The sequence below is a fragment of the Robertmurraya sp. FSL R5-0851 genome (assembly GCF_038002965.1).
In the GTDB taxonomy this organism is placed as follows: domain Bacteria; phylum Bacillota; class Bacilli; order Bacillales; family Cytobacillaceae; genus Robertmurraya_A; species Robertmurraya_A beringensis.
In genome coordinates this window covers 1,470,463-1,492,866 of record NZ_JBBOOE010000001.1, presented here as the reverse complement: position 1 = coordinate 1,492,866, position 22,404 = coordinate 1,470,463, and the positions used below count along the sequence as shown (strand labels likewise).

The window sequence follows — 22,404 nt, the reverse complement described above, 5'->3', positions numbered from 1 at the left end:
CTATTTTATTCCTATTATTTCAACTTCTGTTTCCATTTTTACTTCATACAAATCATATATCGTATCCTTAACATGCTGAATTAACTGTAAAACATCGTCAGCTTTTGCGTTTCCTGTATTTACGATGAAATTCCCATGCATTTCTGATATTTTAGCCCCACCGATTTGGTATCCCTTTAAGCCAGCAACCTCAATTAACTTACCTGCATAATTTGGCAGTGGATTACGAAAAATGCTACCCGCACACGGGAAATTCCATGGCTGGGTTTCTTTGCGGTAGTCTTTGTTCTTTTGCATTTCACCAAAAATAGAATCCTTGTTTCCTTCTTTCAATGAAAAAACAGCTTCAACAACAACACCTGGACGCTTTTTTTGCAACACAGAGGTTCGGTAAGAAAACTCCATTTCCTCATTAGCTACCCATTCTAATGTGCCGTCTTCAAAAAGCACAAGAGCTTTTTCGAGTATCTTTGATATATCAGAGCCATGTGCCCCCGCGTTCATAAACACTGCACCACCGACAGACCCAGGAATCCCACTAGCAAACTCTAATCCGGATAACCCTTTTCTACTGATGGAAGTTGCCAAGCTTACAAGTGAATGTCCACCACCAACCGTAAGTGTAGTTCCATTAATTTCAACCTTATCTACCCCTGCACCAAGCTTAATTACCACACCGGAAATTCCTCGATCAGACACGAGTAAGTTTGACCCTCTTCCAATAGCAATCCACTGTACTCTATACTTGCGGATCAAATTCATGGTCGCTTCTAAGTTTTCTACTGATGAGGGCTCTACAAAAAGTTCTGCAGGTCCACCAATCTTAATCGTTGTATGATTCGCCATTGGCTCATTTTCTTTTACCGTTCCAATCTTAGACTGCTTTAATTCTTCAGCTAATCCAATCATTCCTACCTCCCCTTTCAGTCGGAGTTATTTTATCTTATGCATCGTGTCAAACCTAGGCTACAAACCTAGGAATCATTATTATCGACCGTTTCTTTTTGTTAGTAACGTCTCCATTAATCGATACAGTCTCTGGGCCGCATCACGAATCCCTAATTTATAGGCTGCTTTCTTCATTTCTTTTAAGCTCTCTTTATTAAGTAAGAGAGAATCCATTTGCTCTACTAATTTAGTAGCCGTTAGGTCTTTTTCAAGCATTAAAATGGCAGCACCATGATCACTTAAGGCGCGAGCATTTTTTTCCTGATGATTGTTTGTCACATATGGGCTAGGAACAAGTATGCTAGGTACGCCTAAAGATGTCAATTCAGCTAATGTCGTTGCACCTGCTCGAGCAACAATTAGATCCATTCCTGCAAGCACTTCTGGCATATTATGAATAAAAGGCTTTACTATGACGTTATCAGGGTTCCCGACTAATTCCACTTCTTTGAGTACTTCATCATAGTGAACCTCTCCGGTTACATATAATACTTGATAAGGTTTTTCACTAAGCACTGACAATGATTTTAAAATGGCTTCATTTATAGGCCGTGCTCCACGACTTCCACCTACTACTAATACAGATGGAACATTTGTTTTTAAACCAACAGACAGTTTCCCCTTAATCCCATCCTTATTTAATACTTCAGATGCTCTGGGATTTCCTGTAAGTTCAACCTTTTCTTGAGGAAAATAGCTTTTCGCTTCTTCAAAACAAATAGCAACTTTATCGACATATCGACTTAAAAACTTATTCGTTAATCCCGGTACACTGTTTTGTTCATGTATGATTGTTGGAATTCCAAGCTTAGAAGCAGCATACACAACAGGACCGCATACGTACCCGCCCGTTCCTATGACTACATCTGCTTTAAATTCTTTTAAATATTGCTTACTTTTCTGAACACCCTTTAAGAATCTAATCACCGTTTTCACATTATCTATTGAAAGTTTACGTTTAAACCCAGTAATATGTATGGATTGAAAAGGAATGTTTTCTCTTTTAACAATGGTATTTTCTAATCCTTTTTCAGTACCGATATATAAAAACTCAGCATTATTATGTTCCTTTTGTATCTCTCTAATAAGCGCAAGAGCCGGATAAATATGACCACCGGTTCCACCACCACTTACAACTATACGCAATTCTTTCCACTCTCCTTAACGTTGAAAAATCAACTATTCATAGGTGATAGTCATGATGTCTTCTGAAAAAAATCACCCTCACGTTTTACCCCATTTTACTATATTTCAAACGACAAATCGAAAAACAACGAACGATTGTCATCTAAATGTAATAATAAACAGAAGAGAACCCTGCATGAATAACAGGGTTCTTAAACTTACCTATCTCATAATTTCGAGTGTTTACTAATATTCAGTAGCACCCCAATGGCCATAAGCATGAGTGTTAAGGAAGAACCTCCATAGCTTAGAAACGGGAGAGTAATTCCAGTTACCGGCATAAGCCCTGTAACCACACCCACATTGATCATTACTTGAATAGCAACCATTGCCACAATTCCAACAGCTAAGAAACTTCCATATAAATCTGGAGCACCCAGTGCAATACGAATTCCACGCCATAATAATAAAGCGAAAAGAAGTAGTACAAAGGAGCCTCCAATGAAACCTAATTCTTCTGCCAAGATAGCAAAGATAAAATCGGTTTGTGGTTCAGGTAGATAAAAGAATTTTTGCCTACTTTGTCCTAATCCTAAACCAAATAACCCGCCTGGTCCAATCGCATATAGTGACTGAATGATTTGAAAACCACTTCCGAGTGGATCCTCCCATGGATCTAAAAAGGAGGTAATCCTTTTGATTCGGTAAGGAGCTGAGATAACTAAGCCAACAAACCCAATTACCCCAAGCAGCCCTAAGCCGACAAAATGACCAATCCTCGCACCAGCAATAAAAATCATGACAACCGATGTTCCAACCATCACCGTTCCAGTCCCTAAGTCAGGCTGTAGCATAATCATCCCGAAGGCAAGAAATACTAAACCAAGGGATGGCATTAAACCTTTTCTGAACGAAGTGATCTTTTTTTGATTTTCTGAAAGAAACTTAGCTAAAAACGCAATCATTGCAAGCTTCATAAACTCTGAAGGCTGAATTGAAAACGCACCTACCCCAATCCAGCTTCGGGAACCATTTCTTACATTTCCTATCCCTGGGATGAGTACAAGAATAAGAAGCACAAAGCAGATGATTATGATCATTTTTGCAAAAGTTCGCCACGTCCAATAATCGACATTCATAATGAAGAACATGGTCACAATGCCGACCCCTGCAAACAACATTTGTCGTTTAGCAAAATAAAAAGAATCATCAAATTTATAGTCAGCCCAAATGGCACTCGCACTATAAACCATAATTAATCCGGTCGCTAATAGGGTAAATGTTACAATCAATAATATCAGATCTGGAGTAGCTTTTTTAGTCGGCAAAAGAACACACCTCGAATGCAAGTTTTAGGGCTTACAGTGAGGATTAAACCTTAATTAGAAACGATTATGTTAAAATTGTCTCCATAAGACAAGCCCTTACTTAAGCTTATGCACCGCATTGATAAAAATGTCTCCTCTAACCTCAAAAGTTTTGTATTGATCCCAGCTAGCACATGCAGGTGATAAAAGGATCACATCTCCTGCATTTGAGTGTGTAAAGGCAACAGGTACGGCTTTTTCCACATTATCGACACGGAGAATTGTTTTTATTCCTGCCTTCTGTGCTACTTCCTCAATTTTACGAGCCGTTTGTCCAAACGTGACAACAGTTTTCACATTGTGCAAGAATGGAATTAACTCGTCAAATCCGTTTCCACGATCCAATCCTCCGGCAAGTAACACAATAGGTGTCTTGAATGCAGTCAAAGCTTTTTCTGTCGCTAATATATTTGTTGCTTTTGAATCATTATAAAACTTACGTCCTTCGATCTCTCCTATATATTGAAGACGATGCTTAACACCTGTAAAGGTCGTCAAAACCTCAACAATGGCTTCGTTTGAAACATTTGTAAGCTTCGCTGCAGCTACTGCTGAAAGGATATTTTCAAGGTTATGCGCTCCAGGTAAAACAATATCAGAGATTTCAATAATCTTTTCATCTTTAAAATACAAATAATCATCTAATACATAAGCACCATTTGATTGGAATTCTCTTGTAGAAAAAGGAACACAGTCTGCCTTGCTTTTTTGACCAATTTCGAAAGTGCTCTCTTGATCTCCATTAACGATAAAGTAATCCTCTTCTGTTTGGTACTTAGTTATATTTGCTTTCGCGCTCCAATACTCTCCTTTGGTACCATGATAGTCTAAATGGGCCTCATACAGATTAGTGAGTATAGCAATCCTCGGCTTGAATGTTGTAATTCCCATTAGCTGAAACGATGATAGTTCAATAACAATTGTATTTTCAGATGTAGCTTGCTGAGCCACCTCTGATGCGACTGTTCCAATGTTCCCCGCAATCAAAGGAGCCTTATTTCCCGCCTTTAACATTTCAAAGATAAGAGTGGTTGTTGTAGTTTTTCCATTTGTACCTGTTATAGCAATAAAAGGAGCTTCAGAAATTTGATACGCAAGCTCAACTTCAGTAATAATGGGAATCCCTTTTTCAATGGCCGCTTGGATCATCTCATTATGATAAGGAATACCTGGGTTCTTTACGATAAGCTCGAAGCCATCATCTAAAAGCTCGACGGGATGACTTCCGCAAATAACTGTAATCCCTTGTTCAAGCAATCCTTGAGCTTCTGGATTCTCAAACAATGGTTTGTTATCATTTACAGTGACAAACGCACCTAAACGGTGCAACAAATTTGCTGCACCGACCCCACTCTTCGCTAAACCTAGTACAAGTACTTTTTTATGAACATAATCTTTAATATCTCTCAATTACAACCACACCTCAATATAGATTCCTAATACTGCACATAATAACCCAACTGTCCAGAATGTGACAACTACTCTCCATTCGGACCAACCGATTAACTCATAATGATGGTGCAAAGGACTCATACGGAATATCCTTTTACCAGTTGTTTTAAAAGAAATCACCTGCAGAATGACAGACAGGGTTTCAACAACAAATATTCCTCCGATAATGATAAGCAGAATTTCTAGTTTAGTTAAGATGGCAATAGTTGCAATCGCTCCCCCTAAAGCAAGAGATCCAGTATCTCCCATAAATACTTTAGCGGGATGGGCATTAAAAACAAGAAATCCTAGGACTGCACCAACAACTGCTAAAGAGAAAATGGCTACATCATATGCCTCTTGGTTCCAAGACAATACTGCAAAAGCTCCAAAAGCAATAGCCGCTGTCCCCGAAACAAGACCATCTAGACCATCTGTTAAATTGACAGCATTCGAAAATCCGACCAACCAGAAAATGATAAAAAATACATACAGCCATCCAAGGTCAAAAGAAATGTCAGTTAGTGGAATGGAGACTGTTGTTGAAAATTCATTTTGTCTTAAAATAAAATAAAAAATAAACGAAATAACGATTTGTCCAAATAGTTTTTGTTTTGAGGTTAATCCTAAATTTCTCTTCATGACTACTTTAATAAAGTCATCTAAAAATCCTAATAAACCAAATCCAATGGTTACAAAAAGTAGTAAATATGTTTGTACGGAAAGCTCTGAATACTTCGATGTCATCACAATAGTTGTAACAACGATAGATAATAAAATCATTGTTCCGCCCATCGTCGGAGTACCTGATTTCTTTTGATGCGATTTAGGTCCTTCTTCTCTAATGCTTTGTCCGAATTTCAACCTTCTTAAAAACGGAATCAAAATTGGGGATAGGATGACCGAAATAAGAAATCCCACTAATATTGTGAATAAAATAACTTGCTCCATCACTTTCCCCCCACTTTTTCCATCACGGAAACACTAGTATGAATAAGCTGTTTATGTAGTACAGCAATATCATATGTTTGTTCCTCTGTATTCAGAAGTTTTTCATGTGAAAATTTGTATAATATCATGTAAATTCTAGCCTTCCTTGCTTTACGCTTTATTTTTTTAATATGGCATCCTTTGCAACAAGTCTGTCGTCAAAATGGTGGATATCTTTTCCTACTTGCTGATAGGTTTCATGACCTTTACCAGCAATGAGAATAATATCATTTTCTTCGGCTTGGCTAATCGCCTCGAAAATCGCCTGCTTTCGATCTTCGATGACTTTATATTCTCTTCCTTCAACCCCTGTTTCCATCTCTTTTAAAATCGCAAATGGATCTTCACTTCTCGGATTATCAGAAGTAAAAATGGCTTCATCGGCAAAATCACAAGCAATTCTCGCCATCAATGGTCTCTTTGTACGGTCACGGTCACCGCCGCAGCCAACAACCACATGCGTCTTCCCTACAGCAAATTCTTGAATGGTCTCAAGTGCATTCTGTAGACTATCTGGTGTATGCGAGTAATCAACAATAACCGTAAAGTTTTGCCCTGCGTCGACGAGTTCAAATCTTCCTGCTACCCCTTCCATTATACTTAAAGCGTCCGTTATGACGGATAATGGAATTCCAAGTGCCATTGCTGCACCTATAGCCGCGAGTACATTGTATACATTAAATTTCCCAACGAGTTTGATCGTCACGTTAGAGGTACCGAATGGAGTAACTAATAAAAAAGTAGTCCCTTTAGCTGACATGGAAATACCAGATGCTTTAATATCTGCATCATTCTGAATTCCATATGTTAGGATATGTGCTGAAGTGGAATGTGCGTACTGCTCACTAGCCTCGTCATCTGCATTTAGTACAGCATATTTTGGTTGATTGAGTGTAAACTTATTCCCTAGCTGGGCAAACAATAAACCTTTTGCTCTCTTATACTCCTCCATCGAACCATGAAAATCTAAATGATCCTGTGATAAATTGGTAAATACAGCAACATCAAAGTCCGTTCCGTGTACTCTTCCTTCCACTAGCGCATGAGAGGAAACCTCCATAACCGCACTATCAACAAGATTTTCAATCATTTGATGAAAAATGTTCTGTAAAGTTAAGCTTTCAGGAGTCGTATTTTTTGTTTCAAGAACATCCTCACCAATTTTTGTATACATGGTCCCAATTAGCCCAGTTTTTTTTCCTGCCTCTTTCAGAATATGTTCGATAATATGACTCGTTGTTGTTTTCCCGTTTGTCCCGGTGATTCCAACAACTTTCATTTTCTGACTTGGCTGCCCATAGAATGCATCTGCTATAACCGCCATTGCACGTTTTGTATCTTTTACAATTACAACAGGTACATCCACTTGTAAAGGTCTTTCTGCTATAACGGCTACCGCACCAGACTTAACTGCATTCTCAGCAAAGTCATGACCATCGACAGTAAAACCTTTTATACAAATAAATAAACTTCCATCTGTTACTTTACGATTATCATTATGTATGTGTAATATGTCTGGATTCTCACCCTTAAAAGGAACAAACGGTTGAAGGTAATTGACCAGTGTATGTAGTTTCATTTCCTCAAATCCTCTCATAATTTAACCTACTTCCCAAAAAAAGCATGCGCCTATCTATTTTACATGAAGTTACTCTATTTCGCTATTCTATAATGTAGCATTTTGAAAAGACGGCGAAAAAATTTCGCCGCCTGCTCACTGAATCAGTCTATTCTTCTTTCTCTTTCTCTTTCTCGTCTTCTTTCTGTTCCACATTATCAAAATACAATCGAATGGTTGATCCTTCTTTTAACTTTACCCCTGCTTCCGGAGTTTGTTTTACAACTACATTCCCCTCTCCGGAGGTTTCAATTTTTAGATTAACAAATAGATCACCAAGTTCTGTTTTTGTCATCCCAACAACATCAGGAACCTCAATCAATGGTACATCAGGCCACTTGTATTCTTTTTCTAGCTGCCCCTTCCTTGGTTCAACTCCTAAAGCCCTCAAACTATCACCCATAATGCTACCTACAATTGGTGCGGAAACCACTCCCCCAAACTGCGTGGTTCCCTTAGGATTGTCAACAGCCACATACACAACGAGTTGCGGGTCGTCCGCTGGAGCAAATCCAATAAAAGACACGATATGATTGTTTTCCATATACCTTCCGTCCTTTACCTTTTGCGCTGTTCCTGTTTTACCACCTACTCGGTAACCTTCAACAAAAGCCCTTCCACCTGACCCTTGTGCCACTACACTTTCAAGAGCGTATCGAATTTTCTCTGACGTTTCTTCTGAAATTACCTTTCGTTTCGCTACTGGTGATTTTTTCATTACAATTTCACCCGTTCGCGGGTCAACTAATTCCTTCGCAATATAAGGGGTGTATAACGTTCCACCGTTAATTGCTGCCGATATCGCAGCCACCTGTTGAATAGGCGTAACTGAAACCCCTTGACCAAATGCAGTCGTAGCTAACTCCACTGGTCCAACTCGATCTAGATTAAATAAGATTCCTTTTCCTTCTCCTTGCAAGTCAATTCCTGTTTTCTGTCCAAATCCAAAATCTTTAATATACTTAAATAATGTATCTTTTCCGAGACTTTCACCTAATTGGACAAAACCTGGGTTACAGGAATTTTGCACAACCTCCAAATAGGTTTGCGACCCATGTCCCCCTCGTTTCCAGCATCTTAGTGTCGCTCCACCAACCTTGACCGATCCAGAATCATGAAAGTGATCATTCTCTAAATCTACTTTCCCCTCTTCAAGTGCAGCTGCTAGTGTAATAACCTTAAAGGTTGATCCTGGTTCATACGTACTCCAAACAGGGAGATTTCGGTTATATACTTCAGGATCTACCTCTTGGAACTCAGCTGGATCAAACCCTGGCCGGCTTGACATAGCCAAAATCTCTCCTGTATTCGGGTCCATAGCTATAGCGATCATACCGTCAGGATTATATTGTGCTTGCGCATTATCTAACTCTCGTTCAACGATTGTTTGTACTTTAGAATCTATTGTTAGTTTTAAATCTAATCCATCAACAGGAGCCTCATAGTCATCTGCCATATCATTCATTCTTTGCCCTTTGGCATTTGCATAGAATTTTACAGATCCTTCTTCCCCCATGAGCTCTTTGTCATAATACGCTTCAAGTCCTGTTAATCCCTGATTATCACTTCCAGTGAAACCGAGAACATGAGATAAATAGTTACCAAACGGGTAGTGGCGTTTCGAATCTTCTCCGATATATACACCTTCTAAGTTCAAATCACGAACTTCATTCGCCTTTTCATGGGTAATTTTTCGCCCCTCATTAATTCTCACGATCGACGCTGACTTTGTTACATATTGGTACGCTTTCTCTTTTGAAAAGTTTAAAACGGCAGCTAGCTGCTCTGCTGTTTTCGCAGGATCCTTCACCTGTCTTGGCACTACATAAACGGTCGGTGCACTTTTATTTGTAGCGAGTGCAACACCGTTACGATCAACAATTTCACCCCGCTCGGGTTCAAAAGGAATATTCCGACTCCAAAGATCCTTCGCTCCGTCAGTTAAAATATTTCCTAAGGCAAATTGTACATACCCTAGCCTTACATCAATAATAAAGAAAATGAGAAACCCTACTAAAAGTGAGATCGTTAGTCTTTTTCGTACTGTAACATTTGACACTCGCATCTTCGTTAGAACCTCCTAACAACATATATGGCTCGTTCCACTATATGCTTGTACAAAAAAAAATAGAACGCACAAGCATCACTTGTACGTTCTAAGATTATTCTGATTCCACTTCTTCTGTTTGCTCTTCTGTTTACTCTTCTGTTTGCTCTTCTGTTCCTTCCTCTGTTTCCGTTTCCTCAGAGGCATCATCACCGAGCTTCGTTTCTTCGTCTGTCGGTGCCTTCAAGTGAATCACTAAATGATCACCCGCTGCTATAACACTACCTACACTGATATTTTGCTTTGTCACATAGCCGCTTCCAGTTGTATTTAGTTGTAAATTTGCAAGTGAAGCAATCTTAACAACATCCCTTAAGGACCAGCCTGTAACATCCGGCATCGTTAAGTCTCCATCTGTTACAAGGAATACTTTTTCTCCGGCGAGTATTTTCTCTCCCGCTTGTGGAGATTGTGCAATTACGCTCGTTCCATTCCCTATAACAATACTGTGCGCTCCAAAGCCAGTTATTTGCTCTCCAGCTTCTCCAATATTTTTATTTAAGAAATCTGGAACAGTAATTGGCTCTACTTCCTTTTGTTCAGCTGGCTCAATATTTAAATACTGAAGACTGTTTTTCATCACAGGATTAAAAATCATAGAAACCGGTATAGATCCTTCTGAATAATGTTCTACCTTCGGCTGCTGTACGGCAACATAAATAATTAATCTCGGATCATCTGCTGGTGCCATTCCTAAAAACGAAAACACATAATCATTTTTCCCATTTAAGTACACACCATTTTGGGTCATGCTTGCAGTACCTGTTTTCCCAGCAACCTGATAGCCTTCAATATTATATCGGTTATACCCTGTTCCCTTCGGCGAACTAACCACGGTCTCTAGATACTCAAGAACCTGGTTGGCGGTTTCCTCGGAGATCGGTGTTCCGACAACTTCTGTTTCTGTTTGCTTAATCGTCTTTCCTGACGCTGGATCAACAATCTTATCAATCACATGGGGTTTTACCATCTTACCGCCGTTTGCAATGGCAGTGGCTGCTTGAATTTGCTGAATGGGTGTGATGGCTGTACCTTGGCCATACCCTGTTGTAATTTTATCGATTGGGTATTGGTAGACAATTTTTCCACTCGTTTCGTTTGGAAGGTCAATCCCAGTTGGCTGATCAAATCCAAACTTCGTTAAATACTCTCGAAACGTATCATACCCGATCTTTTCCTTCACAAGTTTAGCAAACGCTACATTTGAAGATCTTTGTAATCCTTCTAAGTAGGAAATTGTCCCCCACCCGCTACCATTATGGTCGTGAATCCTTTGCGAATTTTCCGTTGGTTTATATGAACCTGATTGGTACCCTTCGTTGGGATTGAAAACCCCTTCCTGAACGGCAGCCGCAAGAGTGAAGATTTTCATTGTTGATCCTGGTTCAAATGAGTTTTCGATCACTTCATTATGCCAGGTATCAGAAATTCCTTCTCTTGTTGTTGGATGGAACGTTGGTCTTTGCGCCATCGCTAAAATTTCACCTGTCTTCGGATCAGCTACCACCGCAACCATTTTAGCTGGATCATACTCCTCTTCCACTTTGTTCAAAGCATCTTCAAGAAGACTCTGGATCTTTTTATCGAGTGTTAAATAAATATCATATCCATCCTTAGCCGCTGTTACATTTTCTTCACCGCCGGGTAGGATATCCCCCCAAAAGTCACCAGGGTAGTTTACTTTCCCGTTAATACCGGTTAATTCCTCATTCATGGATTTTTCGATCCCAAGCTGCCCAACCGTTTGATTCGTTTCTTCATCCACATCAACATAGCCTACGACGTGAGAGGAAAAAATGCCGTTTGGATAAAAACGCTTTGATCCACGTATAAATGTAATTCCTGGAAGTTTCAGATTCTCAATTTCCTTCTTAACTTGAATTGAAATATCTCTCCCCTTCGTTCCGAACTCTACCTGCTTAGCACCTTCTTTAGAAAGAATTCTATAAATCTCTGATTCTTCTAAATCAATCACTTTTGACAACTCTCTGGCCGTCTTTTCTTTGTCAACAACATGTCTTGGATTTTTAGGATTAGTAGTTAATGTTTCATCCAGAATCGCAACTAACTTGAAGGAAGCTGTATCTTCTGCAATCACTTCACCATTGTTGTCATAGATCGTTCCTCTTGTAGCCTCAATCGTTGCCTCTTTCTCATATTTTTGCTGAGCGATAGCAGACAAGTTCTGCCCGTGCACTTCTCCTGTTGCCAAAATCGTTACATACCGAAAAATTAAGACAAAAAAGAGCAGGCTAAATATTATAAATAATATCGCTGCTCCCACATTCATATTGGGCTGTTTCTTTGTCATTACTCCTGCACAACCTTAACATTATTGTCATTAAGCTTTAATCCAAGCTTTTCTGCCATGCTGCGGATTCGATCTGGAGTGCTTAACTCTCCTACTTGCATACTCAAATCATTATTAATCTTTTGTTGATCCTCTAACTTGACAGAGGTATTTTGAATATCCTTATTCAATTCATAAATTGCCGCTTGATTTGAGATAATATGTACGGCACCAAAGCATAGAGCGGCACAAAAAGTGACACCAAGGATTTTCTCTCCAGGAGACAACCATGAGTTGGTCTTTCTTACCTTTTGAGGTGCTTGTACGGTTTGTTGCTGCTGTTCCTGCTGAAGCTTCCTTGCTAAGTTACTCATCCTATTCCCTCCTAGATAGGTTTACAGCTTTTCGGCAACACGTAGTTTTGCCGAACGTGCTCGATTGTTATGTTCTAATTCTTCTTCTGATGGCACAATTGGTTTTCTCGTAATTAACTTTAGTTCTGGTTTGTATTCATCCGGGATAATAGGCAATCCTTTTGGAAGGTCTGGTGTTTCACTGCCCTTCTTAAATATCACCTTACATATCCGATCCTCTAATGAGTGGAAAGTAATGACACTAATTCTTCCACCAGGATTCAGTAAATCAATTGCTTGATTTAACGAATCTTCAAATACACCTAATTCGTCATTAACTGCAATTCGGATGGCTTGAAAAATTCGTTTAGCTGGATGTCCACCTTTTCTTCGAGCCGGAGCCGGTATTCCCTCTTTGATTAAGTCTACTAGCTCTCCTGTTGTTGAAATTGGCTTTATTTCCCTTGCCGCCTCAATTTTCCTAGCAATTTGTTTGGAGAATTTCTCTTCTCCATACTTAAAAAATATTTTCACTAATTCTTCAAAACTCCAGGAATTAATAACATCGTATGCGGAGAGATCTGCCTGTTGATCCATTCTCATGTCTAAAGGGGCATCATGGTGATAACTAAATCCTCGTTCCGGTGTGTCTAATTGTGGGGAGGAAACGCCTAAATCATAAAGAACTCCATCAACCTTTTCAATCCCTCGCTTGTTTAATTCCTCTTGAAGGTATCGAAAATTACTTTTTACAATAATTAATTGCCCTTCATATGCTGCTAATTTTTCCTTTGCATTTTCAATAGCTACGTCATCTTGGTCAAAGGCAAATAATCTTCCTTCCTTTGACAACTTGGATAGGATAAGCCCACTATGCCCCGCTCCACCCATTGTACAGTCCACATATATACCATCAGGTTTAATATTGAGTCCATCAACCGTTTCGTGCAAAAGCACGGTAGTATGTTCAAACATTGTTGTCCACCTTTCGAATTACGCCCATGAATAGAATACTTAAATATCAAACCCAATCATATTCTCTGCAATTTCAGCAAAAGATTGCTCAGATTCTGTAAAGTATTCTTCCCATAATGTCTTACTCCAAATTTCAATTCGGTTTGAGACTCCGAGAACGACGCATTCTTTTTCAAGCTTTGCGTATTGCATTAGTGGAGTAGCAATGTTTATTCTTCCTTGTTTATCCACTTCACATTCAGTCGCACCTGAGAAGAAAAAACGGGTAAATGCACGAGCGTCTTTTTTAGTTAATGGTAACCCTTTGAGCTTTTCCTCAATCAGATCCCATTCACTAAGAGGATAACCAAATAAACATTGATCTAAGCCGCGTGTTAACACAAAGGTTTCTCCTAAGTGTTCACGGAACTTTGCAGGCACAATTAAGCGTCCCTTCGTATCAACATTATGATGGTATTCACCCATAAACATGCCCGCTACCCCCACTCTCTACCCTAAATGTACCACAATCCCCCACTTTCCTCCACATGTTTTTATAAATTCTCCCCACACTGATATTTTCCTGCAAAAATAGAATGAGAATGATTCCCCTTTTTCTTATAAAAACCTTTAAAATCATATAAAAATTTATAAAAACCGACAAAAAAGACCTTATCATAACGACAAGGTCTTTCCTAGTTTATAATTTTACCACTTGGTGACTACCATCAAACAAATACGATTGTGTTATTAATTCATCGATAAACGACAATCCGTACTGGTTAAGGAAATAAAAGAGGTTCCAAATTCTTTCTTGCGGTGAACCAGATGGCTTAAGTCTACGTTCGATTCGATTATATTTTTCTATAACCACTTCATGCTTTTGTAGCAACGCAAGTTCAAGTCGATTTTCCATAAAATCAATTTGCTTTAATAATAAGCTCTCATTTTTTTTCAACAATGGTAGCATGCCTTTATAATGCTGCTCTGTCTTTTTCTCAATTTCCAGGTAGTTCTTAACTAACTGGTCTTTTGTTTGAGCAAACAATGCTTGGAAACTACTGTCACGGTTGGTATCTAGAAATAATTCCTTTTGCTTTCCTGTTCCCGCAGTTAATACGTCTTCTAGCTTTAACCCTAATTCTTCCATGTCTGAGCTCACATTTCGTTCAATCAAACTAATGTTTAACCGCGGAACAATCGGAGGCATTTTCATATCAAAATGCTCAAACACTTCCTTTAACTCAGCCCAGTAAGCAATCTCTCCAGGTCCTGCAATAAAGGCTAATGTTGGAAACAGGCATTCTTGCATTAGAGGTCTTGTCACGACATTATTGCTTAAGCGTTCAGGAAACTCACTAGCAATCTCTAGCATTTCATCATATGAAAAAGAGATAGAACCAGACGCACCAACAAATTGTTTTTGTTCCGGAATATAATCTAATAAAATCCTCTCATGAGAAACTTCATCGTAATAAAAAAGGTTCGCACAAGAATCATTGATCACAATCGTTTGTGACATTCCTATACCTTCAAGCTCTTGCTGCTTCTTTTTTACTTTTTCAGTGATCTCTTTCGTACTTTTAATTTGATTAATAAAATATTCTTTTTCCAGTTTTCTTAATCCCTTATCACCGGAGTCAACGATTAGTAAACCATATTCTTTAAACAAACTCATCGTAATATGTGCAAAAAAGTCAACAAACGTTACTGAATTTTCAATAGCAGCATCAGCAAATTGAAGCAGGGATTTCGTGTGTTCCGTCTCCCCATAGGAGGAGATGATGTCAATAACCCAATTCTTTAAAACATCCTTCTTGATTTCAATATGGCTAACCATTCGTTTATCAAGAACTTTCTCAGGGTAGATTGACTTTTCAAGTTGATTTTCTTTTTCTACAAAAATATGATTCACTTCATCATAGTCGTGGTCTTCACCTGCTATCCAGAAAACCGGAACCACCGGGACAGATAGTTCAGCTTCCTGCTTCTTAGCAAATAAAATAATAGAGAGGATTTTATGTATACTGTATAGAGGTCCAGTTAAGATACCTGCTTGTTGTCCCCCGATGACCACCACGCTATCCGGGTTCCTTAGTTTAGAAATGGATGCAACAACTTCATTCGAACTCGGGAAATTACTCATATACTCCCCAATATAGTCAGCAAGCTCTTCCCTTTTAAAGCTTATATTTTCTAGATCTTTTACTCTTTCCTGATAGCTCGCTGTTTCTTGAAATTGATAATGAAATAACGGACGTATGAATGAATTCCCAGTACTATAATCGGTAGCAAACTGATTCGTTGATGGGAGAAAGAGATTAACCATCTCCATTTATGTACTTCCTTTCTCTTTACAGTATTTCTAATCTTCAGTATAGCACTGTGTTAATGGAAAATAAAAACCTTTGCATTTTCATTAAGCAATCAATTACGAAATCGATCTTGTCACACTTAAAAAGATACCTACGCATATTAATATGATATAGGCAGAGAAAAACAATAAGAAATTAAATCTCCAAAATCCCCGAAATACTTTTTTCAAATCAACTTCTTCATTTAATTTATACTGAAGGAGCAAAGATAGAATAGCCATGACAATCATTAAAATAAGAATAAGCCAGAATAATGAAAAGTCCCAGATCGTAACAATAAGATAATGAACAGAAAGGATAAAAAGTACTGTAGAGAAATCCAACGCAATATGAACTGCTTTTCTATGTTTTTTTGTCATTTGTTTAGCAATAACAAAAACAATAAAATAACCTATAATTGGAACAGTCACTAATGTGGCAAACACTGTAGCAAAAAAGCTTCCCATTTTACATCCTCTCCCCCTTTATTTCTTTTCCTTTAATACAATGATAAAAGGCTAAAGTGAGCGGCGCTTCTATGTCCTTTCTTTTTGCTTCCTCAAGCACGTACCCGAGAATGGCATCAATTTCTGTCCTTCTATCATTTTTTACATCCTTCAGCATAGAAGACTCGTTTTTTGCTGTATTTTTACACACGTGAACAAGATTTTCATAATATGCATGAGGGTCTAAACTCAGTGCCAGACAAACCTCATCAAACAACTGTTCAAATAGCATTTGATAGTATTTATTTGTTAATAGACTTCCATTGGTAACACCTAAAATAGCGGTTAAAGGATTAATTACTGCATTCACAACGAGCTTTTTTGTCAGCATGAACATGTAATCCTGTTCGAATTGAGCCGGAAAATTCTTGATGGACTGTAAGACAAGCTCATCAAGAATCCACAGGTCTCCTTCAACCGAACGAAGAATTGCTAGTTTTGTTACCCCTATCCCTGTATGACTCACGGAATGGTTATTTATTCTTAATGCTCCATGCTCAACGGAACCTATAAATAGGGACCTTGTATTTATTTTGTTCAAAAGAGATAAATGTCCCATTCCATTCTGAACAAACAATAGTGGTAAATTCTTAGGAAACGATAGATCCTTTACTATTTCTTCTAACATATATTCCTTCACACAAAGAATCACAAGTTCAATTTCATTTTCGTCCCATTCACTAATCGGTCGAACGTTAATGGGCAAACAGATAGATTCTTCACCGTTTTTCCTTACTATACCATTCGTACGTATACTTTCACTCTGATCCTCTGACCTCGTGTAAAGGATTACATCATTTTCTTCTTGTAAGTAAGAAGAAAACAAAAGACCTACTGCTCCACCGCCAATGATCGCAATTTTCATTCTATCTCCCTCGATGCGTCAATATTACTATTAGTTTACCAGAAGAAATTGAAAGAAGGTATTAGAAAGGTCATTCGTATCAAAAAAGACCTCCAAAAAGAGGTCTTTACTCACACCGGATACACCGGATGCTTTCTATTACTAAATACAACATCCTTTGTTTCATACATTGAAAATCTCTGAATCAATACATGACGTAAATCATTTGCTCCTACAACGTCATCCACGATTAATTCAGAAGCTAATTTATAAATATCAATATGCTCTTTATATTCTTCATGCTTCTGTTTCACAAAAGCTAAACGCTCCTTTGGATCAGAGATTTCATTAATTTTATTCGAGTACACTGCGTTTACCGCAGCCTCCGGACCCATGACAGCAATTTGAGCTGTTGGTAACGCAACACAATAATCAGGTTCAAATGCGGGGCCAGCCATCGCGTATAGTCCCGCACCATAAGCTTTTCTAACAATGACGGAGATTTTTGGAACGGTAGCTGAACTCATAGCAGCAATCAATTTTGCTCCGTGACGAATAATTCCAGCCCTTTCTACTTTTGTACCTATCATAAAGCCTGGAACATCTGCTAAAAACAATAACGGGATATGAAAGGCGTCGCATAATTGAATGAACTTTGCTCCTTTATCAGCTGAATCAATAAACAAGACACCACCTTTTACCTTTGGCTGATTGGCTATAATCCCTATAACCCTACCATTCATCCTAGCCAATCCGGTAATAAGTTCGCTTGCAAACAGCTTTTTAATTTCAAAAAAGCTTCCTTCATCCACCAATGTATTGATACAGTCATACATATTAAATGGTGCATTTTGATTTGAGGGTATGATCTCCTCCAGATGCTTTTCAAATTTCACATCCACGGCTTTGATTATACTTGGCGCCGCTTGATAGTTTTGAGGGAAGTATTGTAAATAGGTGATAGCTTTTTCAATGGCATCCTCTTCACTTTGAGCGAGTACATCCCCACAGCCACTGACTGAACAATGCATCCTTGCTCCACCCATCTCTTCTAATGTGACCTTTTCACCAATAACCTTTTCTGCCATACGCGGTGATCCAAGGTACATCGAGGCGTTACCATCGACCATAATCACAATATCACAAAAAGCAGGAATATAAGCCCCACCTGCTGCAGATGGACCAAACAAAATACAAATTTGAGGGATCATCCCTGATAACTTTACTTGATTGTGGAATATTTTCCCTGCTCCACGACGATTTGGGAACATCTCAAGTTGATCAGTAATCCGAGCCCCTGCGGAATCGACCAAGTATAGAAGTGGAACCTTTAATTTCTCAGCCACTTCCTGAATTCGAATAATCTTTTCTACCGTTCTAGCTCCCCATGAACCAGCTTTCACCGTGGAGTCATTGGCCATGACACAAACCGTTCGCCCTTTAATCTTCCCTAGAGCTGTAATGACACCATCTGCCGGAAGTTCCTCCTTTTGACAATTGGCAAACTTCCCATCCTCTTCATATAGGCCATCATCGAATAATAGCTCTAATCTTTTTCTGACAAAAAGCTTTTTTTGTTCCTCAAGTTTCTCATGATATTTCCTTTGACCACCTTCTTCAATCTTCCTAATTCTTTTCCCTAATTGTTCCGAAAAATGCTTCTCCATCTTTATCCCTCCTCGGCTGGTTCATGGAATTTACCCTTTATTCCAATACGATTAAGACGTCCCCTTCATTAACAAAATCACCCTCAGAAACCTTTATTTCCTTCACTATCCCTGCTTCTTGACTTTCCACAGGAATTTCCATTTTCATTGATTCCAGGATAACCATTTCTTGATTTCTTTCTACTTGATCCCCAACTGATATGTTGATTTGAAGAATAGTCCCAGCCATTGTTGAAGTAATTTGTAACATAAAAACTCCCCCTTGTTAGTTAAATTTTTTCACTGATAGGTAATTAGTAAAATACTTTCCAGTTTTAAAATCAGCATCGTTTATAATATGCTTAAATAATGGAGCATTGGTTTTAATTCCTTGAATTTGAAGTTGGTTAAAAAAACCAGATGCTTTCTCAATAGCCTCATTTCTGTTTTCCCCATGAACAATACATTTCGCGATCATTGGATCATAAAATGGAGTTACCACTACACCCTCTTTATATCCAGAGTCCACTCTCGTATCACCTTTCCCCCAATCCAATACCTCAATATGCCCCGGTGAAGGCAAAAAGCTCACAGGGTCTTCTGCATATAATCGAAACTCAATGGCATGCCCTTTTGATTCAAGCTCCTCCTGCTTATACGGCAATATTTCTCCCCTCGCTACGAGAATTTGCCATTCTACAAGATCCATGCCAGTAATAGCTTCTGTAACCGGATGCTCTACTTGTAATCTCGTATTCATCTCAAGGAAATAAAAATTCTCTTCCTCATCGACGATAAATTCCACAGTTCCAGCATTCTCATACCCTACTGCTTTTGCTGCCCGGACAGCCGCCTGTAGCATTTTCTCTTTAGCACCCTCTGTTAAAAATGGAGAAGGTGATTCTTCTACCACCTTTTGATGGCGACGCTGAATCGAACAATCCCTTTCAAATAAATGAACGATGTTACCAAGCTTATCACCAAAGATCTGGACTTCTATATGTCGTGCATATTGTATGTACTTTTCAACATAAACTTTTTCATTTGCAAAATATGTTTTTGCTCTTTTTTTGGTAGTTTCTAAGTTTTTACGTAGAGTTTTTTCATCCTCGCACCGAACCATTCCGATCCCACCACCACCTCCACTTGCTTTTAAGATCACAGGATAACCTATAGAATTAGCTGCTGCTACTGCCTCTTCTTCTGTCGTAAGCTCTTCATTACTGCCAGGTACAACAGGAATTCCTGCTTCCAACATCTTTTTACGTGAAAGAAGCTTATCTCCCATCATTTGTATAGTTTTGGAATTTGGACCAATAAAAATAGTACCCTCTTTTCGAATGATTTCAGCAAAGCTAGCATTTTCAGATAAGAATCCATACCCAGGATGAACAGCGTCAACCTTCTCTTTTTTAACAACATCTAATATTGCTTTCTGATTCATATAAGACTTTCCGACAGGAGCTTCACCTATTCGATAGGAGGTGGTTGCCTCAGATACAAAAGGTAAATCCTTGTCGGCATCTGAATAAATAGCAATGGTTTGTATACCCATTTTGTTGCATGTTTTAATTATTCTTGAAGCTATTTCTCCCCGATTAGCAATTAGAATCTTTTGCATCATTGTTCCCCTTTCTAATTGGACATTTAGGCATCTAAAATCATTTCTTCATGAGCAAGCCAATATCCTTCAAATTTTGAAAGCGTTTTCGTAAATAATAAAGCAGAATTTTTTGTTAATTTGTTATATAATTAAAGCAAGTCTAGTTCATATGCAGTAGTGAAGATTCCATTCATGTTTATTCAAGGGGAAATAAACTTATACAAAATAAAACGAATTTCACTGCAACAAGACAAGGGGGAAGCTATATGGGGTACAAGGTTGAAAAACTAAAAGTAAATTATAAAACGCTAGAAGAGTTTAAAAAGTTTAAGGAATATGGATTACAAGAGCTCTCGATGGTAGAAGATTTAGAGGCAAATATTATAGAGAACGATAGTGAATCTCCTTTTTACGGAATTTATTTTGGAGATAAGCTTGTAGCTCGTATGAGCTTATATCAAGTGGATGCAAAATACAACCGCTACTTTGTTCCACCGTGTGACTATTTAGAGCTTTGGAAGCTTGAAGTTTTACCAGATTACCAACACAAAGGGTACGGTTCTGCATTAGTAGCATTTGCGAAAAATATCGGTCTTCCAATCAAGACAAACCCAAGAGTAAATTCAAGAGAATTTTGGATTCATATGGGCTTTCAACCAGTTGAGTACGATCTCGGACGTGACTTTGGAGAAAATCCATTAATATGGTCAACCGATCTGGAAAAGGAATAGTAGCGAACAAATAGAAAAGCGGACATTTGTCCGCTTTATCTGTTTGTTCTTTATTTTTTCTGCCGGTCTTCTTCGTGTAATACTACCATCTTTCTAGCTCTCTCCATAATATCGATAAGCGCTTTATAATCTTGTTCCATGAGCTTTAGTTCCTTTTCAAGCTTCTCATTTTCTGCCGCTAAATAATAAAGCTGTTTTTCTAATTCTTGAATGTGCTTTTTATAGTTATCATGCTCTTCCTTTTGACTTGAATCTGCTTTCTCGTACAGTTCCTTTAAAAATGTAACAAGATCATTGAACTCTATTTGAAAGGAGCTAGTCTGTGTTACTTCTACAGCAGGTTGCTCATTCAATTCATTTTCTTCCAATTCCTCAAACTCACTTGGAGCAATAGCATTCTTCTTAAGTTCTTTTCTCTGTCTTTTTGCTATTTCAATTCCAGATTTGTATTGCTTACGTACGTATGAATTCCATCTGAATCCACAAGCAGCAGCGGTTCTTGAAAGTTGTTTTCCTACTTCCTCGAATGCTTGTAGCTGTGTTCCACCTCCTCTAATATTACGTAAAACTACTTCTGCAAGTAGCAAATCTTCATCTTGTGACCAAGCATCTTGACGATTTGTTGGCATTGTCAAATCCCTCCTAGTGTTTTTTATTCATTCATATGCTTCTACTAGGAAAGATAGACTGATAATGTAAGAGGTTTCGTAACAATTTCTCTTTTAAACGTAAAAAATGTTTATATATTACTATTTTTTCTGTTAATGAAACGGTTCACCTTCTCATGGTGGGCATCCTTTTCCCATAGAATGGAACATTGACGAACTTCCCTTAACACTTGCTCCTTCAACTTAAGTGGGTCTCTTCTACTAAGAACAATTTGCTTATAGGCTTGAAGCACATCTGTCTCTATGGACGGCATCGTCTCTAATCCAGACCGTAGGCCCTCCAAATGACTTCCTTCATACATAAAATCAATAAATCCCATTTCTTTTAATTCCGAAGCTTCGTATATTTTTGCTTTCATTAGCATTGATAGAGCTTGACTAGAAGACATCCTCTCAAGGAGCATCGTCCCCCCACCCCACCCCGTCGTAATGGCTAGATTTCCTTGTACAAATCCAGCTCTGGCACCAGAATGAGCAAATCGAAAATCACATGCGGCAGCAATTTCACACCCGCCACCGATTGCTATTCCGTTTATTAATGCAATGGTCGGCTTAGGAAGCATAAATAAGTCATACAGTATGTTTGCCATTCGAGAGAGCATCGCATATGCTTCTTCCTCAGTCTTTAATTTATGAAAAACAGACAAATCTCCACCAGAACAAAAGGCTTTATCTCCTTCACCTGTTACAACCAGTCCTAGATGGTTGGATTTCTTCACGGTATCGATAGCTTTTTGAAGCCCATCCATCACTTCAAAATTCACTGCATTTCTTCTTTCATGCCTCTTGATAACAAATTGTAAAAATCCTTCTTTTAATTCAATAATCTCATAAACCAAAAGAATCCCTCCAGCAGATAAAAGAGTAAA

The 22,404-nt window shown here is 38.4% G+C and carries 20 protein-coding genes; 1 reads left to right on the top strand and 19 read right to left on the bottom strand.

The annotated features are described in order from the left end of the window. The 17 genes from murB to MKX65_RS07695 all read right to left on the bottom strand — a co-directional run bounded on the left by murB (nucleotide 1) and on the right by MKX65_RS07695 (nucleotide 20,154). Nucleotides 1-909: a UDP-N-acetylmuramate dehydrogenase gene (gene murB, locus MKX65_RS07775; RefSeq protein ID WP_340903119.1), complete on the bottom strand. Its 909-nt coding sequence runs from the start codon at nucleotides 907-909 to the stop codon at nucleotides 1-3. 78 nt (nucleotides 910-987) lie between these two features. Continuing rightward, nucleotides 988-2,094, bottom strand: a complete 1,107-nt coding sequence (murG, locus tag MKX65_RS07770) for an undecaprenyldiphospho-muramoylpentapeptide beta-N-acetylglucosaminyltransferase (RefSeq protein WP_340903116.1) — start codon at nucleotides 2,092-2,094, stop codon at nucleotides 988-990. Nucleotides 2,095-2,300: 206 nt separating this feature from the next. Then, nucleotides 2,301-3,401, bottom strand: coding sequence for a stage V sporulation protein E (gene spoVE / locus MKX65_RS07765; protein ID WP_160545672.1), 1,101 nt, complete (start codon nucleotides 3,399-3,401; stop codon nucleotides 2,301-2,303). Nucleotides 3,402-3,497: 96 nt separating this feature from the next. Beyond that, nucleotides 3,498-4,850, bottom strand: a complete 1,353-nt coding sequence (murD, locus tag MKX65_RS07760; RefSeq protein WP_340903115.1) for a UDP-N-acetylmuramoyl-L-alanine--D-glutamate ligase — start codon at nucleotides 4,848-4,850, stop codon at nucleotides 3,498-3,500. Further along, on the bottom strand, nucleotides 4,851-5,825 hold the full coding sequence (gene mraY, locus MKX65_RS07755) for a phospho-N-acetylmuramoyl-pentapeptide-transferase (RefSeq protein WP_340903113.1): 975 nt from the start codon (nucleotides 5,823-5,825) through the stop codon (nucleotides 4,851-4,853). A gap of 154 nt (nucleotides 5,826-5,979) precedes the next feature. Next, the gene (locus tag MKX65_RS07750) at nucleotides 5,980-7,440 is read right to left on the bottom strand and encodes a UDP-N-acetylmuramoyl-L-alanyl-D-glutamate--2,6-diaminopimelate ligase (RefSeq protein ID WP_160545675.1); all 1,461 of its coding nucleotides are present in this window, start codon (nucleotides 7,438-7,440) and stop codon (nucleotides 5,980-5,982) included. 148 nt (nucleotides 7,441-7,588) lie between these two features. Further along, on the bottom strand, nucleotides 7,589-9,544 hold the full coding sequence (locus MKX65_RS07745) for a stage V sporulation protein D (protein WP_160545676.1): 1,956 nt from the start codon (nucleotides 9,542-9,544) through the stop codon (nucleotides 7,589-7,591). Nucleotides 9,545-9,677: 133 nt separating this feature from the next. Beyond that, nucleotides 9,678-11,897 carry a penicillin-binding transpeptidase domain-containing protein gene (locus MKX65_RS07740; RefSeq protein WP_160545677.1) on the bottom strand — a complete coding sequence of 740 codons (2,220 nt, stop codon included), beginning with the start codon at nucleotides 11,895-11,897 and terminating at the stop codon, nucleotides 9,678-9,680. Beyond that, nucleotides 11,897-12,250 (bottom strand): cell division protein FtsL, encoded by a 354-nt coding sequence (gene ftsL, locus MKX65_RS07735; RefSeq protein ID WP_160545678.1) that lies wholly within the window; start codon nucleotides 12,248-12,250, stop codon nucleotides 11,897-11,899. Before ftsL ends, MKX65_RS07740 begins: the two co-directional genes overlap by 1 nt. 21 nt (nucleotides 12,251-12,271) lie before the next feature. Next, nucleotides 12,272-13,204 carry a 16S rRNA (cytosine(1402)-N(4))-methyltransferase RsmH gene (rsmH, locus tag MKX65_RS07730; RefSeq protein WP_160545679.1) on the bottom strand — a complete coding sequence of 311 codons (933 nt, stop codon included), beginning with the start codon at nucleotides 13,202-13,204 and terminating at the stop codon, nucleotides 12,272-12,274. Between the two features lie 39 nt (nucleotides 13,205-13,243). Further along, entirely contained in the window at nucleotides 13,244-13,675 is a 432-nt protein-coding gene (gene mraZ / locus MKX65_RS07725) for a division/cell wall cluster transcriptional repressor MraZ (protein WP_160545680.1), read from the bottom strand. 208 nt (nucleotides 13,676-13,883) lie between these two features. Continuing rightward, complete coding sequence (gene bshC, locus MKX65_RS07720) at nucleotides 13,884-15,518, bottom strand: bacillithiol biosynthesis cysteine-adding enzyme BshC (RefSeq protein ID WP_160545681.1); 1,635 nt, start codon at nucleotides 15,516-15,518, stop codon at nucleotides 13,884-13,886. Between the two features lie 96 nt (nucleotides 15,519-15,614). Then, on the bottom strand, nucleotides 15,615-16,004 hold the full coding sequence (locus MKX65_RS07715) for a DUF3397 domain-containing protein (RefSeq protein ID WP_160545682.1): 390 nt from the start codon (nucleotides 16,002-16,004) through the stop codon (nucleotides 15,615-15,617). A gap of 1 nt (nucleotide 16,005) precedes the next feature. Then, entirely contained in the window at nucleotides 16,006-16,908 is a 903-nt protein-coding gene (locus tag MKX65_RS07710) for a 2-dehydropantoate 2-reductase (protein ID WP_160545683.1), read from the bottom strand. 110 nt (nucleotides 16,909-17,018) lie between these two features. Then, nucleotides 17,019-18,554: a carboxyl transferase domain-containing protein gene (locus MKX65_RS07705; RefSeq protein ID WP_160545684.1), complete on the bottom strand. Its 1,536-nt coding sequence runs from the start codon at nucleotides 18,552-18,554 to the stop codon at nucleotides 17,019-17,021. A 37-nt stretch (nucleotides 18,555-18,591) separates the two neighbouring features. Then, nucleotides 18,592-18,804: an acetyl-CoA carboxylase biotin carboxyl carrier protein subunit gene (locus tag MKX65_RS07700; protein ID WP_160545685.1), complete on the bottom strand. Its 213-nt coding sequence runs from the start codon at nucleotides 18,802-18,804 to the stop codon at nucleotides 18,592-18,594. A 15-nt stretch (nucleotides 18,805-18,819) separates the two neighbouring features. Then, nucleotides 18,820-20,154 carry an acetyl-CoA carboxylase biotin carboxylase subunit gene (locus MKX65_RS07695; RefSeq protein WP_340903109.1) on the bottom strand — a complete coding sequence of 445 codons (1,335 nt, stop codon included), beginning with the start codon at nucleotides 20,152-20,154 and terminating at the stop codon, nucleotides 18,820-18,822. 248 nt (nucleotides 20,155-20,402) lie between these two features. Between MKX65_RS07695 and MKX65_RS07690 the strand changes: the two genes are divergently transcribed. Then, nucleotides 20,403-20,867, top strand: coding sequence for an N-acetyltransferase (locus tag MKX65_RS07690; protein WP_160545687.1), 465 nt, complete (start codon nucleotides 20,403-20,405; stop codon nucleotides 20,865-20,867). A 50-nt stretch (nucleotides 20,868-20,917) separates the two neighbouring features. Here the strand turns inward: MKX65_RS07690 and MKX65_RS07685 are convergent, their stop codons facing one another. Then, entirely contained in the window at nucleotides 20,918-21,496 is a 579-nt protein-coding gene (locus MKX65_RS07685; RefSeq protein ID WP_160545688.1) for an RsfA family transcriptional regulator, read from the bottom strand. Nucleotides 21,497-21,606: 110 nt separating this feature from the next. Continuing rightward, complete coding sequence (locus tag MKX65_RS07680) at nucleotides 21,607-22,374, bottom strand: enoyl-CoA hydratase-related protein (protein WP_160545689.1); 768 nt, start codon at nucleotides 22,372-22,374, stop codon at nucleotides 21,607-21,609. Nucleotides 22,375-22,404 lie beyond the last annotated feature (30 nt).